A 15218-nucleotide genomic window follows, 5' to 3' on the forward strand; every position below is an offset into this window, starting at 1 on the left:
TTATTTTCAGCCGTATGATAAACATATTTTTAGAATTTATATTGCAACATTAGCGATAATTCCAATTCATTTTGTGTTAAGTTTCGAACATATTCTTGCTTGTTATAAGTAACTTGAAGGCCAGCTATATAGTGTTTGTGGAACATTTTGTAATATCCTGCACCCATGCGATAGGAATCAAGCGAAATTCTTTCATTGAATTGTCCCAGAGTGGTTCTTTCTTCTGGAGAGGAACCATAACCAGATGTCAAAGTTACATAATCAAACCGAGTTTCAAAGTAATACCTGATGTTTAGACTGACTGCGGGATACCAATTATTATTGTCGCTTTGAATAAAAGTTCTCAGATTAATCCAATACGAGCCAATGTATTTTCCGGCCCCAAGAACAACCGTTGTGAAGTCATTATCTTGGGTTTTTAAGTAGCGAATGCCCAAATCGCCTTCCCAACCTTTTTTAAAATTATGATAAAAGGAATATCCAAGTCTCAATTTGGGAAAAACAAGATCGTTGCTGTAAGCTGCACCCAAATAGGAATAATTGTTTTTACCAGTAAAAAGATAAGATTCTAATTCATATTGAATGCCATTTGCAATACTTTGTCCCGAGGATAAACGATCTGCATAATTGATATGACCAGTCAATGATCCCCACTGACGCTCTCTTATATATTGAAAACCTAATAAATGCCATGGGCCATATCCTTTCCTGTCAAAAGTGGTGTAGCTGTAAGTTGAGCCCATTCGGTCTGATTTTAACTTTGACTCCATTTGAAAAATAAGTTGCCTTACAGCATCGTCATTTGGGTTTTTTAATTGTAATTTTTTTAAATATTCATACTCTCTTTTTTGCTCTTTTTGCAATTGTAAGACCGTTAATTTTTTTTGTTCAAAATTTTTACTTTCTGGATGTAATTCGATTGCTTTGTCAATGATACTTTCAGCTTCTTTGTAATTTTTAGTTTCCAATTCAAGGTTTATTAAATAATTTAAGGCGTCATCATTGGCTGGACTTTTGCCAATGTAATATTTATAATAAAACCGCGCGCTGTCATTCTTTTTTACTAAATCATAATTACGTCCCAGAAGCAAATAATAATCTACATAAGTAGGAGCAATTTTTATTCCTAACAATGCTCTTTGGATGTTTTTTTCATAATTCTTAGTTGTTTGCATGTCCTTTACAATGACTCTGAGCAAACTATCCGAATCAATTTTTTGTGCGGATAAATTTTGGTGGGACATAAATACTAAAATTAGTATGAAGCTGGCGGTTCTTAGAATTTTGTTTGGGATCATGATGTTACTTTTTGGGTGGTTACAAATCCTTTTCGAACCATGACGCCCCACTTTTGTTCTGTTTGTCTGATAAACAACCAATATCCCTTCAATGAGGCATATACATTTAATGGATGGTAAACAAAGGGCTCTATTATAGCCATAAAAATGAAGATTGCTAATTCTTTATAATTGGCATAACTTTTATACAATAAGTCGTCTATAAAAATAGAAATCAGCGTAATCAATAAATAAAAAAGATAGACAAACAACGCTACTGAAACAAGATATTCAACATTTACTGAATTGTTTAAAAAACCAATAAGTAGCGCAATAATTCCCAGAAATTCTATGATAGGAACTAAGAGTTCGAACACAAAAAAGAAGGGCAAAATTAAAAAAGCTGTTTTTCCATATTTGGGATTTAAAAACATTTTTCGGTGCAAGTACAGGGTTTGTATCAGTCCTCTTGCCCAGCGAGTCCGTTGTCTGAGTAGTACTTTTCTAGTTTCAGGAACTTCGGTCCAACACAAGGATTCTGGAATGTATTTGATTAAAAAAGGTTCTTTTTTTTCATGCATGTGTTTTCGCATCCGGGTGATAAGTTCCATATCTTCTCCTAATGATTTATGCCAGTAACCGCCAACTTTTATCGCTATTTCTTTATCGAACATTCCCAGACCACCTGAGACTAATAACAATCCATTGATTTGACTCCAAGCCATCCTCCCAAAAAGGAAGGATCGTACATACTCTAATTCCTGAAATCTAGGATACCAGTCCTTAGGAAAATGTACCTGATGCAAAAAGCCTTCTTTCACCTCGCAAGAATTAGAAATTCTGATTCCAGCTCCTGTCGCGATTACTCGTGTTTCATTTTCCATAAATGGTTTCGCTAATTTTAGAATGGTATCTGTTTTTAAAATGCAATCTACATCCGTGCATAAAAATAAGGGATATTGAGACGAATTGATTCCAGCATTAGAACCGTCTGCTTTACTTTTCCCGTTCACTTTATCCACCACCATCAACTTTGAATATATAGGGTTAGTCGATTTATAGTGTCCTCGAACGGGCATAGTCACGATTCTTTCTTGGTAATAAAAATCAACTTTAACCAGTTCAAATTCGGTTATCAATTTGGTTAAAGTATCATCTGTGCTGCCATCATTGACTATAATAATTTCGTACTTAGGATAGGTTAATGACAACAAAGATTTAACATTATAGACAATACTAACTCCTTCATTAAAAGCTGGTGCTACAACGGAAACGCCTAGTAAATGATTTGAACGTATTAATATATCTTCCGAAATGTATTTTTGGTATCTGAGATGTTTCAGTATCGCAAAATAGGAGAGAATTGATAAGACGATGTAAATTAAAATATAAGTAAGCGAAAAAAGCGAAATAAAAATTTCGTAGTAATAAATAATTTGATGGGTGAAGTTGTTTATCATTAGATATAAATTGCTCTTACATGTTTTGTCATTTTTGAGGTGATATAATCTTGGGTAGCTAGCACATCTAACCCTGTTTTATCTATTTCATTTAAACAGTCAACTGCTTTTAATTTTAGATCTTTATTGGATTCATAGGATATTATATTTTCTAGAAATGATAGCATACTTTCATCGCCGATTACCTTTAATGTTTCTATTATTTCTATTTTGAGCTCAGGTGTTACTTGGTCAAAAATCCGTACTAAATCCTCTTTGGCTTCAATCAAAAAGAGTTCTCGGATGGCAATAATAGCTTCTTTTTTTATGCTATTATCTTCTATTTGAATCGATTCAATAATTTCTTTGGCGCTGCTTCTATAATTGTAATAAACCATTATTTTAAGTCCTAATTTTATAACTGAAGCGTTAGTGGTCATAAGCCACTGATCAATGTTTTTAGGAATTGGAATTTTTTTTTCATGCAATATGTCCATAATTTTTATCATATTCAATTGCGAAATTTCTGCTGATAATTCCAGAAAACTTTCCATGTGATTTTCAGACAAGGAGATGTAGGCCATATTGGCATTTGATTGAATTACAATATTGGGGTGTTTCAAATACGTTTTGATCAAAGACCCTCCTTTTTTATACTCTAAAGCTTGGTAGTGAAAAAATCCTTCACATTTATAAAAAGTTCTAAAATCGCGAATTAATCCTTCAGAATATTTATCAAGATTTAAAGCTTGATAAAAAATTGTGATTTGCTCGGATACCTTTCCCTTCAAACTACTCTTAAAACGAATCATGTCAGTAATGATCATTTCCTTACACCAGGATTTATGAAAAGGAATCTCTTTTTTAAAAAGAGATAATTTTGTTCTGAATTTTTCACTATTCGGTTTGGAGAGAATCATCTCCGTCAAAAACGTCTCTGCCTTATTGCTTATTGATTCTTTAAGGGGTTTATTACGCTCATAGCGTATTCTTCTTAATAGTAAAATAAGGGCTAGTAACACCGTCAATAGCACCATAAATGGAATAATGTAATTTTCTAGGTATTTAAGAAATAAGTCCATGATTAGCAGTGTTTTATAAGTTAATATTACAAATAAAATAAAGCTAAAAAAAATATTTTCGACGTATAACATTTAAATCCTTCAAAAGACATATTCTAAAAAAAGACCGGAATAGATTTAATAAGATGTAGTTTTTTGGAATTCATTTTAACAAATCCTGATCCTTTTCAAAGGAACTTAGTAGTTTAGCTATTTTTATAGTTAAAAGGGAAACGGTACACTTTTTTTAAACATTAACTCCAAATTCGGGTCTAATAAAGGAGCAAAATTCTTCTTTCCTGGAGTAAAAGAAGTATTTTACCAAATTAAAATTGTATTTGAAAAGCGTGGTCTCTTTATTTGAATTTTAGATTCCATGATACGGTTAGCGAATAAATCCAAAAATAATTGCCAGGATCAAAAGCTATTTCTTGATGTGCTACGTCAAATTGTGCACTCCAAGCTTCTTTGTTTTTGTTAGTGGTAAAAAAGTAACCTACATTAAAGCGCTGTGTTTTTAGGTTAATAATGGCAGCATCGTTAGCATCAAATATAAATTGATTGGCTTCAGGAGACACTCCCATGCTAAATAAAAAGCTCAAATAGTTTTCGGCATTGCTGCGGTATTTTCTATAATTTAAAGCTGCTGATGTGCTAGTACCTCCGTCACCTGGAGTAAAATTAGGCCGCAAGGACCAAAAACTGTTTCCAGTATACCAACCAATAGAACCGGTGTAAATTGTAGTTGTTGCACTGTATTTTAAAGTTCTAAAACCAGCCGAAACTTCTAAACTATGGGGCAGGGATTTGTATAGTTCCCCACCATATCTTAAATCGGGAAAAAGGAAGGTATTGGCAAAACCTACATTTACGTATGCATATAGGCCTTTTGCAATTTTAGGATATAAATCAAATTCTATTTGAGAACCATTCTCATTAAAACGGCGGTTGAAATTATATTTTCCAATAATGCTGCCATATTTTGTTTGCTTAGCATAACTCAATGTATAATATTGCATTGGGTCAAAGGTTTTTGAGTAAAGATCTACCGCAGCTCGCAAGCCTATATCGTTAGTTCGCAGGGTGCTGTTTAAATCGCTCAGAAACTCTTTTGATTTTTTATCATCCGGATTTTGCGCAATATACGTTTTAACAGTATTTCGAGCCTCTACCGCGTTGTTTGTATTAGTAAGAGCAGTTGCCTTCAATAAAACAATTTCTAAATCATTTGGAAATATTTTTAGCGCCTTGTTAGCCATTTCAAGCGCTTCATAGTATGAATCACTCCATGATTCGTTTTTAATTGCTGCAATCCAAGTGTCTTTGTGCTGTAAATCTTTCTCTAAAATACTTGCAAATACTTTTCTGGCTTTTTTATAATCTCCATCCCAAGAATAAGTTGTTCCCAAAAATAAACGAATATCATGATAATCAGGATATTTGGTCAATATATTTAGCAAAGTATCTTGCGCTTGTTTTCGTTGCTGGTTGAACGCTAAGTTCCGCGCTGTTTCAAAGGAAGTATCGGGGTTTCCATTATAGGCTTTTTGTTGTCCTTGCATTTGTAAGAAGCCCAACAACGCCATTAAAAAAGTCAGTTTTATAATTATTTTTGGAATCATTTTTTTAAGGATTTTTTAAAATTGGAGTATTCTTTATTTTCAGGACTTCTTGCGGTAAGACTGTCAATAGTCTTGTTTGATTCTTTAAAATTATTCATTCTTTTATAAGCTTGTGCCAATTTATAGCCTAATTCGGGATCGTTTATTTGATTGCCTAATGCTTTTTTACCAATGTCAATTGCTTTTTTATTTTGTCCAGACCACCAGTAGACATCCATTAGTGCTAAGTAGGAATCACCATAATAAGGCGTTCTGCGTATAACTTCTTGTAATTCTATTTCAGCATTTTTATAATCGCCATCCCAAGCTAAGGTTCGGCCTTTTAGCGTTCGCACGTCTCCATAATTGGGAAGTTCATTCAAAATATAATTGCATAATAGTCGTGCTTTTTCACGTTCTTTTTTGAAAGCTAAATCTCGAGCCAAAAAGAATATATGGTCAGGATCCAATCCTTTAGTTAGTTTTTTAATGATCGATAGCTCCTCTGTTGTAAATTCATACGTTGGTTTCTTAAAGCTGGAAGCAATTTTGGTAATTTTGTTCTTTTTTGTTACGTATGAATTTAGTTTTTTAAAATCATTAAATGAACTACTTACTTTTTCGGTCATATCGTTATCTGTTTCGCTAACATTGAAATTTTCATCAATTTTAAACAACGCTCCATCAGAATAAAAATAGTCTTTATAAATATAATCACTAATACTTCCTTTGTATCGCATCAACGCAATGTTGTGGATATTTCTAAATTCTCTTACAGTGTCTAGTCCTTTACTGATCCAAGTCGTTTTTTCCGGTTTATTGAATTTGTAATTGTTCGTTAGAAAAGAGACTAAACTTGGTGTAACATCAGAATGAGAAGAAATGGATTTAAATTTTGCTGTTTTCTTCAATAGGGGACTGTAAATGTAAAACGGAACGTGAAAACGAGATAAATTATCTTTTTGAGGCACGGGAATTAAGCGGTGGTCTCCAGTAATTATAAAAATGGTATTTGCATAATCCGGTCTTTTAGAATACGTTTCCATGAAGTTTTTGATTGAACTATCCGTGTAAAGAAGACATGCAAATATGTCTTTGTATTCCTTTAGTTTATTTTTTTCAAAATAGGATTTGGTTTTTAGAATGCGTTCTACTTTTTCTAAATATATATTTTTGGACGGGAAATCAAAAGGTTCGTGATTGGTTAGCGTCATTATAATATCCAATCTAGGTTGTTTATTGTCTTTTAATTCGGATAATGTTTTGCGGTATATTTCAGCATCTGGATACCCCCAAGAAAAACCACCTGAATTTGCTTTAGTCTTAGTATATCCGGGGCCAAATTTGTTGATGTCTATAATTTTATCGATACCATTGTATTCTAAAAAGGTACTTTTTCTGTCAAATGTCGATTCATCACCACAGTAATAACTGGTAGCATATCCATTTGATTTTAGAAAACTGATTAGCGAATTGTGTTTCGGTAGCGGATTTAATTCCATGAAACCATTTTCTCCAAACGGTAAGGAGCCCATCAATGAAGGTAACGCGCCAAAGGTACGTCCTGAGTTACTTACAAAATTTTCCCAATAAAGTGATTTCTCTGTCAAGGAATCGAGGTAAGGCGTGAAGCCTTTATAATCGCCATCATCTGTAAAATCACTGCCAAGTCCTTCCACAATGATGAATACGATATTCGGATTATTTTTATTAATAGTGAAAAAGGGAGCCAAAACATCTTTAGTATTTTCGGAGGCTTCTTCTAATGGAAATTCTTTCTTAAAAGTCATGCTTCCTTCATTTGCAAAAGCTTGGTCATTTTTGGCTCTTATAATGTCACTCAATAAGAAATTTAGTTTATTCTGCGAAATAGGTTTTTGATTGCTGGCTACTAAAAAATTCAAACTGCACGATAATAAAACGACTACAAGTATAATTTTTGCGTTGGCTTTAGGCCCATATTGTTGCAACAATCGGTTTAATCCTAAATAAACAATAGGAAGAATTATAAACGGCAAAAATAGTAAAAAAGATAACGATAAAGAGGCAGTAACAGTGGTGTACATATCACTCCAAGAGTATCCAAGAAGATCAGCTCCAAGATTGATGTGCGTTGTAAGGCTATATCCTATTAAACCAAGTTGGATTAAGGCAATGATGGAAAATAGGAATCGGATAACCATTATTCCTAAAGAATTTTTTACCTGTTTTAATACTACATAGAGCGGGAAAAATAATAAACCAATAAATATTCCTGTAAAAAAATCATCTAATAATTTGTATAGGAATAATTGTATTTCGAAATTTTTGAAAATTTCAATTAAGCTTAATAGACAAAATATAAGCATTAATGAAACGGTAGAATAAAGATATTCCAAACTATTTTTATAATTAAATTTAATTTTCATTGCGCTATAAATTATGCTTTGGTCATTCCTTTTCGGGTCATTTCTCCCCATTTCTTTTTTTTGTTAAAATAATAATCAAAATTTCCTCGTATTGCGGCATATAAGATGAAAGGATGATTAACAAAAGGTTCTAAAAAAGCAATTTGTAATAAACGAATGCCAGTTCCTTTCTTTTTATACTGGTGATAGGTTAACTCTTCTGTAATCAATGCTATTAAAGAAAAGAAAACTGTAAATAAATAGGCTAAAATAATTAATGCAAATGCATAATCCCACCTAATCTTATTAAATACAGTGAGAATTCCAAAGTACAGTATGCCGACAAATTCAATCACAGGTGCCATTCTTTCGAAAAAGAACCAATAGGGATAACTTATCAAACCCAGTACTTTATATTTTGGATTAAATCCAATTTTGCGATGTTTCCTTAAGGTTTCAATTGTTCCTCGAGTCCATCTGTTTCTTTGAGAAATAAATATTTTATAGTTGTCAGGAGCTTCTGTCCAACAAAGTGGGTCTGGAATATAGGCTACTTTATATATTTTGTTCTGTTCTTCCATGTAGGCTCTCATCCGCACCACAAGTTCCATATCTTCACCAACGGTATTTCTATCATAACCGCCAACCTCAATTGCTATTTTTTTATCAAATAAACCAAAAGCACCTGATATAACCAGCAAACCATTCAGTCTACTCCATGCCATTCTACCTAACAAAAAAGCGCGAATGTATTCTAGAATTTGCCCCTGTTCGATTAGTTTTTTGGGAAAGTTTACATCGTGTAATTTACCTCCTTTGACCACACATGAATTTGCAATTCTAATTACTCCTCCAGCAGCGATAACTTTTCTATCTGTTGTTTCTAGAAATGGTTTGATCATTTTTTGGAGGGAATCTTCTAATAGGAGACAGTCTACATCTATACAAGCCACATATTCACTGTTACTAATGTTAAGTCCCATGTTTAATGCGTCGGCTTTTCCTCCATTTACTTTATCAACGATAATTAGTTTTTCAAATGCAGGATTAGTTGATTTGTAAATTCCGTTTCTAAGGGGTTGGGTTGGGATTTGTTCATTGATGAGGTAATCTACTTGGACTAAATTATATACTTCAATTAATTTCTCTAAGCTATCGTCTTTACTGCCGTCATTTATTATAATTACGTCGTAGTTTACATAGTGATTAGACAATAAAGAACGCACATTTTCAACAATATTTAAACTTTCATTGTATGCTGGTGCTATAATTGAAATGGAAGGAGCACTAGTAGAAGACATTATTTCTTTGTAATTAACATAACTGTTTTTACGCTTGTATTCAATAGTCTCTATTGCAGAAATAAACGCAAGAACAAGGTAGGATGCAATGGCAGTCGCACTAAAAATAAAAAACAAATAGTGAAATAATTCAATTATATTTTGGAATATAGGATCTCCCATACTTAATTGTTTTCTATAAAATTAACGAATCTCAAATAGGGATCGTTAGCGGATTCGATTTTTAAAGCACAGAATTTTTCTCGATTGATTCTTTTTAAAATTTTCAAGGCCATAATCTTTATTTCAAAAAGGTCATGATTGATATATTTCATAATAAAGGATTCGTCATCACTTTCGTATAAATTTTCCATCATTTTAAAAACAGCGATTTGCTCTTCTTGACTGCGTTTTTGTAAATCCGTTTTTAAAATTTCTTTGGCTTCCAATACATTTAAATAGCTTAGTACATCAATTGCATCTAGTCGTACTTTTTTATTTCTGTGATGCAACAATTGAATGATCTCGTTTTTTGCTTCCAATTGATTGTAGATTTTGGCTAATTTTAGCGCAAAAATAATCACGGAATCGTTAGAAGAATTCAACCAAGACGCAATATTAGAAATGTTTTGATTTTCTAATTTTTGCACTATTTCCAATAATTGAATCTGATCCCATTCTGAAAGGGGTGTTTCTAATAAATCTAAAAAAGTAAGTCCTTCAAAATCAAATAAATTGACCATATACAATTGCATTTCCTTTCGGACTTCTGGCCTAGGATGATTTAGGTGAATTATTACTTGATCATAAGCTTCTTTTATCTGAAATTGTTTTAATTCTCGGATTCCTTTGGCAATTACAAACCATTTTTTATGACTTAATCGAGATAAAGCATAATCGACAAGTTCCGTTTGATAATAAAGATTTTGGATAGACTCGGCAACTTCACCAGAAATTTCATTTTTCAACTTGACCAAAACTGCAATTAAAATTTTCCTTTTAAAAGGTTCTTTGGCATCGTTTTTTAATAGATCAATAATCGCTTGTTGCTCTGAACTGATTGTCTCTTCTTCATTTCCAGCATAGAGATAAGTGATAAGAGCGGATTCATATTCTTGCTCATAGGCAATAGTGACCCTTTCTTTTTTTCTTAGATGGCCTCTTAAATATTTCAAATAAAAAATAAGACCAATAATGATTATTGAAAACAAACCAATTATAATCCAAGCAGCTTGAATGATAGTTGGAGAATCATTGAAATAGTCAATTAAAAAGGAATAGGTATTCATATCGAAACTCTGGGGTAATTCAATTGGACTTATCTAACTCAACAAGCGTTTTACTCTCAAGACTAGCTCGTTTGGGCTTAAAGGTTTACTCATAAAATCAGTGGCGCCTAGATCAAATGCTTTAAGAACAATTTGCTCTTGTCCTGCTGCTGAAAAAACAACAATAGGAGTGAGGAGATTTAATGTGTTTCGCACATGGCTGATCACTTCTAGTCCGCTGACAAAAGGCATCATAATGTCTGTTAATATTAATTCTGGATTATGTTCTTCAATTAATTCAATTGTTTTCTTACCATTCTCCGCTATAAAAAGCGAATATCCTTCTTTTTCTAATTTAAATTTAAGTAACATCGAAAGCATCGAATTATCTTCTGCGAGAACAATTTTTTTAGCACCATTCATATTAGATTCTCTTTGTTTTTTTGCGAAAGCAAAAATATTATTTTTCGTAGGTTGTTGGTAAAAGCTTGGGGCTTTCTTCCATTTGTATTTTGATTAGTATCAAAGTAAATTTTTAACACATCTTTGATTTTTACTATTTTTTATTTTATGCGCGTGAGGTCTAATTACACGATAGGAAACATTGTACTTACGTAAAATTATCTCTGTTGGTTTTAGCGAGTTGATTTCAGTGATTTATCACCAAAGTTCCTATTAATCCAACATGAATCAAAATACGAACTATTTCTTGGTTTTGTAAATAGGGATACACTTCTCAACGTACTGATATTGTTAATTTTGTTCAGAATTTAAAGGATTTTATACAAAATAAATAATGTTCAAAATAGTGCAATGGCTACTTATTTACACGAACAGGATTCATAAATAACGGTAGATTATTAGAATGTACGAGTGAAAAAAGAAAAAGAAGTTTTATGATATTTATCCTCTTATCTTCGGCAAGATTGAACCTGAAAATTGAATCTTTTAATCCGGTCTGAGAGTGATTTGATTGGGTTCGAAAAAGACTATTAAACATAATACTATTTCGCAGCAAAAGACATAAGTAGGTTTTCATGTTTTTGTTAATTTTAAGTTGAATTTTGTAAGTACATATATCACAATTACAGTAGTGGGGACTATTGTGTCGCAACGATATGGTACAAAGATAGATATAATCGTAATATAAAAACTTAAATATCCCTGTAGAGTACTAAAAACCCTCAAATACACCTAAACCAAACAAAGCAAAGTCGTATTTAACAGGATCTATACTATCTAATTTTCGAAGTTGCGAGTCTAACTCTGCGACTGCTTTTCCATCATTTTGCTTCCGAGTCAGTAATCCCAATTTCCTTGCTACATTTCCAGAATGGACATCTAAAGGGCAGGATAAAGATGCCGTTGAAATGGTTTTCCAGATTCCGAAATCGACTCCCTTATTATCTTGACGGATCATCCATCTCAGGTACATGTTGATTCGTTTTGCCGCAGAGTTATTTAGCGGATCCGATATGTGCTTTTGGGTTCGATACTGATGTGGAATCTCGAAAAATATTTTCTTGAATTCGTGGATGCTTTTTTGCATGGAGTGGGCTTCCTGATGTTTGCTAAAAACTGCCTCTAAGCCACCATGATTGGTATAGATATGTTTCAAACTTCTAATAAAGCTGGATAAATCACCTCCATTGAAAGTTCTATGTACAAAAGATTCCATTCGCTCTAAATCATTTTCGCTGTGTGACATAACAAAATCATACGGCGCATTTCCCATCAAATCCATCATACGGTGCGAATTTTTGATGATCATTGTGCGATTTCCCCAAGCAATAGTGGCACTTAAAAAACCGGCAATTTCAATGTCTTCTTTTTGTGAAAATAAATGAGGAATTTGTACAGGATCACTTTCTAGGAAATCAAATGTATTGTATTGAAGTACTTTTTCGTCAAGAAAATCTTTAAGTTCTGATTTTGTCATGATTGGAGCGCTTGGTAGCGAAGTAGAAAATTTAATAAGAAATAATACCATCAACGAGAGGTAGCAGGAAAAGAATAAAATTCTTTTTTAAAAGATACTAAAAGTACCTTCGTATATTTAAATTAGTGTCCGTTAAGTTCGTGTCGAAATGACAGTTGGTTTTGCTAAAAAAAAAGAATAGGTCTAATTACTAATTTGTCCATCTACCATCACTAATTTTCTATCGGCCATATTGGCTAACTCTTCATTGTGGGTAACAATGACAAAAGTTTGTCCTAGTTCATCTCGTAATTTAAAAAACAATTGATGTAAATTTTCTGCAGAAGCCGTGTCTAGATTTCCTGAAGGCTCATCAGCAAAAATGATCGCTGGTTTGTTGATTAATGCTCTAGCAACGGCTACGCGCTGTTGTTCTCCTCCAGAAAGCTCATTGGGCTTGTGGTTGATTCGATGCGAAAGTCCCAGATAAGTCAATAATTTTTTGGCTTCGGTTTCTGTTTCCTGTTTGGATTTATTGGCAATAAATGCAGGAATACAAACATTTTCTAGCGCTGTGAATTCCGGTAGTAACTGGTGAAATTGGAATATAAAACCTAAATTCAAATTTCTAAATTTCGATAAAGTTTTGTCATTCATCGTCAGGATGTCTTCATTGTTGATGCGCAATTCAATTCCATTTTCAACGGTTGGTTGGTCCAAAGTACCAAGAATTTGCAAAAGCGTTGTTTTTCCAGCACCTGAAGCGCCAACGATAGAGACTATTTCTCCCTGTTTAATGTGTAAATCTACTCCTTTTAAAACATGTAGTTGATCGTAATATTTATGTAGATTTTTGGCTTGTATCATTTTGAAACTATTTTCACAAAGAAACAAAGATTTTAATGATTATTAAATGCAACGCCTATTATTTTGCCTTGACAAAGTATAAACTTTAGTTAATAGGCTCAATTTCTTGCTATTTTTTAAATAAATTTGAGTTAAATTGACATATTATGAAAAAAGTAATTGGAGTTTTTTTGGCACTGCTGCCTTTTTCATTTTGTGCAAAAGAAAAGAATATAATGGTGCCAAAAAGTATAGAGACAAAAAATATGGAAATACAAAACGGAAAAGAAGTAGCTACTTTCGCAGGAGGATGTTTCTGGTGTACAGAAGCAGTTTTTTTAGAATTAGATGGGGTGAGTAAGGTAGTTTCAGGCTATATTGGCGGGCATACCGTAAACCCTAAGTATAGTGAAGTTTGCGATGGAGAAACAGGACATGCTGAAGCGATTGAAATTACATTTGACCCATCCAAAATAGGATTTGGGGAACTATTAGAAATATTCTTTGCTACACACGATCCTACAACCTTAAACCGTCAAGGAAATGACGTTGGAACACAATACAGAAGTGAGATATTTTACCACAATGCAGCCCAGAAACAATTATCCGAGGATTATATCGCTTTGATGACAACTGAAAATACGTTTGGAAAACCAATTGTTACTAAAATTTCGGAAGCAACGGTTTTTTATGTCGCTGAGGATTACCATCAAAATTATTATAATTTGAATAAAACACAAGGGTATTGCAGTTATGTGATTACGCCTAAAATTGATAAATTAAAAAAAATATACCAAGATAAGCTCAAAAATTAATTGGCATTAGATTTGTACGTATTCTGGAAAATAATAATCTAAATACTATGACAGAACAAGTGTCCGTTAGTGCAGTAAATAATAAAACCAGAAATCTAATTTTGGGAATTGTATTTGATGGCATTGGAATGCTCTCGTTTACTGTTCCTCTAATCGGTGAGTTTTCAGATGTGATTTGGGCTCCATTAGCCGGTTTTTTGATGACCTGGATGTATAAAGGAACGATAGGGCGGGTAGGAGGAGTAGTAACTTTTCTGGAAGAGATTTTACCATTTTCGGATTTTATTCCAACCTTTACCTTAACCTGGATTTATAATTATGTAATTAAAAACAAAGATGCCTCGTAAATTCGAGGCATTTTTTGTTAGTCGTTAAAAAGAAATCCTAGTCCCAAGCGTTTGAGCATTTTTTTTTCGAAAGCCCAAAAGAATTTGAACTGTCCAAACAAAAAGCCAATCAGGACTAAAAGTATTTGGTAAATGGGGAAAATTAAAAGTAACCGAATAGGCGTAAACCAATAGCCTAAATCTTCTTTTGTAATTCCAAGCCAAAAGCAAAAAGGTTTTGAGAGCCATGCTGAGGCAGATCCAGTTATAGCAAAAACAATAAATATAATAGTAAGTTGGAAATTAGTTTCAATGCCCCAACGTTTTTTTAGTTTGTTCATTTTAATTTATAATCAGTACAAAGGTAGTGATACTGTTTGTGAATAGGTACTAGCACATTAAAAAATGGACGATAGAAGTTTTGAAGTGGCATTTAACCAGAAAATGAAAGTGTAAATTTCAAAAACAAAAAATTTCAATCTTATCTGATGGGTACAAAACCAAAAAGTATTTGATTGTACGTATTTTGAAAATAAATCATATAATTATAAATCAAGTAATTCACTTCGTATCCGTAATTAATCGTTGGATCATAATTGATGGTCATTTCATATAAATTAGGATCATACCGTTGCGGTTGCAAAACACGGCTATTCCATTCCATAACATAAAGTTGATTTTTAGCCGCGAGAAAGGCTTGAGAATGATAACCTCTTTGAAAAGCTCTTGAATTGAGCCACATATTAAATCCTGGATCAATTATAATTACTTCATATTCAAGTTCGTCATTTGCAATACGGACCGTGTCACCTTGAGCCGCAACCGTTTTTTCAGTGGTAGGAAAACTTGACTTCGATGTGTTACAACTAATAATAAACACCGAAATAATTGCTAATAAATAAACACTATTTCTCATAATCAAAAATTGAATACTAAAATTACAATATTAAATGATTTATTAATAACGTTTTAACAAAAAAGAGAGGTTGCCTTTTAGGGA

Annotated in this window: 14 protein-coding genes; 2 read left to right on the forward strand and 12 right to left on the reverse strand. The window is 32.7% G+C overall.

Annotated features, from left to right (window positions below; genetic code table 11):
• Positions 1–29 precede the first annotated feature (29 nt).
• The 10 genes from BUC11_RS02800 to BUC11_RS02845 form a co-directional block, all read right to left on the reverse strand.
• Positions 30–1298, reverse strand: a complete 1269-nt coding sequence (locus BUC11_RS02800; RefSeq protein ID WP_073351685.1) for a YaiO family outer membrane beta-barrel protein — start codon at positions 1296–1298, stop codon at positions 30–32.
• Positions 1295–2737, reverse strand: a complete 1443-nt coding sequence (locus tag BUC11_RS02805) for a glycosyltransferase family 2 protein (protein WP_073351686.1) — start codon at positions 2735–2737, stop codon at positions 1295–1297. Before BUC11_RS02805 ends, BUC11_RS02800 begins: the two co-directional genes overlap by 4 nt.
• Positions 2737–3798 carry a hypothetical protein gene (locus BUC11_RS02810; protein ID WP_073351688.1) on the reverse strand — a complete coding sequence of 354 codons (1062 nt, stop codon included), beginning with the start codon at positions 3796–3798 and terminating at the stop codon, positions 2737–2739. Before BUC11_RS02810 ends, BUC11_RS02805 begins: the two co-directional genes overlap by 1 nt.
• Positions 3799–4133: 335 nt before the next feature.
• Entirely contained in the window at positions 4134–5399 is a 1266-nt protein-coding gene (locus tag BUC11_RS02815) for a YaiO family outer membrane beta-barrel protein (RefSeq protein ID WP_073351690.1), read from the reverse strand.
• Positions 5396–7786, reverse strand: a complete 2391-nt coding sequence (locus tag BUC11_RS02820) for an LTA synthase family protein (protein WP_073351692.1) — start codon at positions 7784–7786, stop codon at positions 5396–5398. Before BUC11_RS02820 ends, BUC11_RS02815 begins: the two co-directional genes overlap by 4 nt.
• 11 nt (positions 7787–7797) lie before the next feature.
• Positions 7798–9228, reverse strand: coding sequence for a glycosyltransferase family 2 protein (locus BUC11_RS02825; RefSeq protein ID WP_073351694.1), 1431 nt, complete (start codon positions 9226–9228; stop codon positions 7798–7800).
• Between the two features lie 2 nt (positions 9229–9230).
• Positions 9231–10334: a HEAT repeat domain-containing protein gene (locus BUC11_RS02830; protein WP_073351695.1), complete on the reverse strand. Its 1104-nt coding sequence runs from the start codon at positions 10332–10334 to the stop codon at positions 9231–9233.
• Positions 10335–10367: 33 nt separating this feature from the next.
• Positions 10368–10736, reverse strand: coding sequence for a response regulator transcription factor (locus BUC11_RS02835; RefSeq protein ID WP_073351696.1), 369 nt, complete (start codon positions 10734–10736; stop codon positions 10368–10370).
• Between the two features lie 751 nt (positions 10737–11487).
• Positions 11488–12252, reverse strand: a complete 765-nt coding sequence (locus BUC11_RS02840; RefSeq protein ID WP_073351807.1) for a TIGR02757 family protein — start codon at positions 12250–12252, stop codon at positions 11488–11490.
• Between the two features lie 183 nt (positions 12253–12435).
• Positions 12436–13098 carry an ABC transporter ATP-binding protein gene (locus tag BUC11_RS02845; protein ID WP_073351700.1) on the reverse strand — a complete coding sequence of 221 codons (663 nt, stop codon included), beginning with the start codon at positions 13096–13098 and terminating at the stop codon, positions 12436–12438.
• Between the two features lie 245 nt (positions 13099–13343).
• On the opposite strand from BUC11_RS02845, the gene msrA reads away from it, so the two are divergent.
• Together msrA and BUC11_RS02855 are read left to right on the forward strand one after the other, a co-directional pair.
• Positions 13344–13892: a peptide-methionine (S)-S-oxide reductase MsrA gene (msrA, locus tag BUC11_RS02850; protein ID WP_084129490.1), complete on the forward strand. Its 549-nt coding sequence runs from the start codon at positions 13344–13346 to the stop codon at positions 13890–13892.
• Positions 13893–13939: 47 nt separating this feature from the next.
• The gene (locus BUC11_RS02855; RefSeq protein WP_073351704.1) at positions 13940–14239 is read left to right on the forward strand and encodes a hypothetical protein; all 300 of its coding nucleotides are present in this window, start codon (positions 13940–13942) and stop codon (positions 14237–14239) included.
• Positions 14240–14256: 17 nt separating this feature from the next.
• Here the strand turns inward: BUC11_RS02855 and BUC11_RS02860 are convergent, their stop codons facing one another.
• On the reverse strand, positions 14257–14559 hold the full coding sequence (locus tag BUC11_RS02860) for a DUF6787 family protein (protein WP_073351706.1): 303 nt from the start codon (positions 14557–14559) through the stop codon (positions 14257–14259).
• Positions 14560–14699: 140 nt separating this feature from the next.
• Positions 14700–15134, reverse strand: a complete 435-nt coding sequence (locus tag BUC11_RS02865; RefSeq protein ID WP_073351708.1) for a DUF6146 family protein — start codon at positions 15132–15134, stop codon at positions 14700–14702.
• Between the last annotated feature and the right edge of the window lie 84 nt (positions 15135–15218).

This window comes from Flavobacterium xanthum, assembly GCF_900142695.1.
In the GTDB taxonomy this organism is placed as follows: Bacteria; Bacteroidota; Bacteroidia; order Flavobacteriales; family Flavobacteriaceae; genus Flavobacterium; species Flavobacterium xanthum.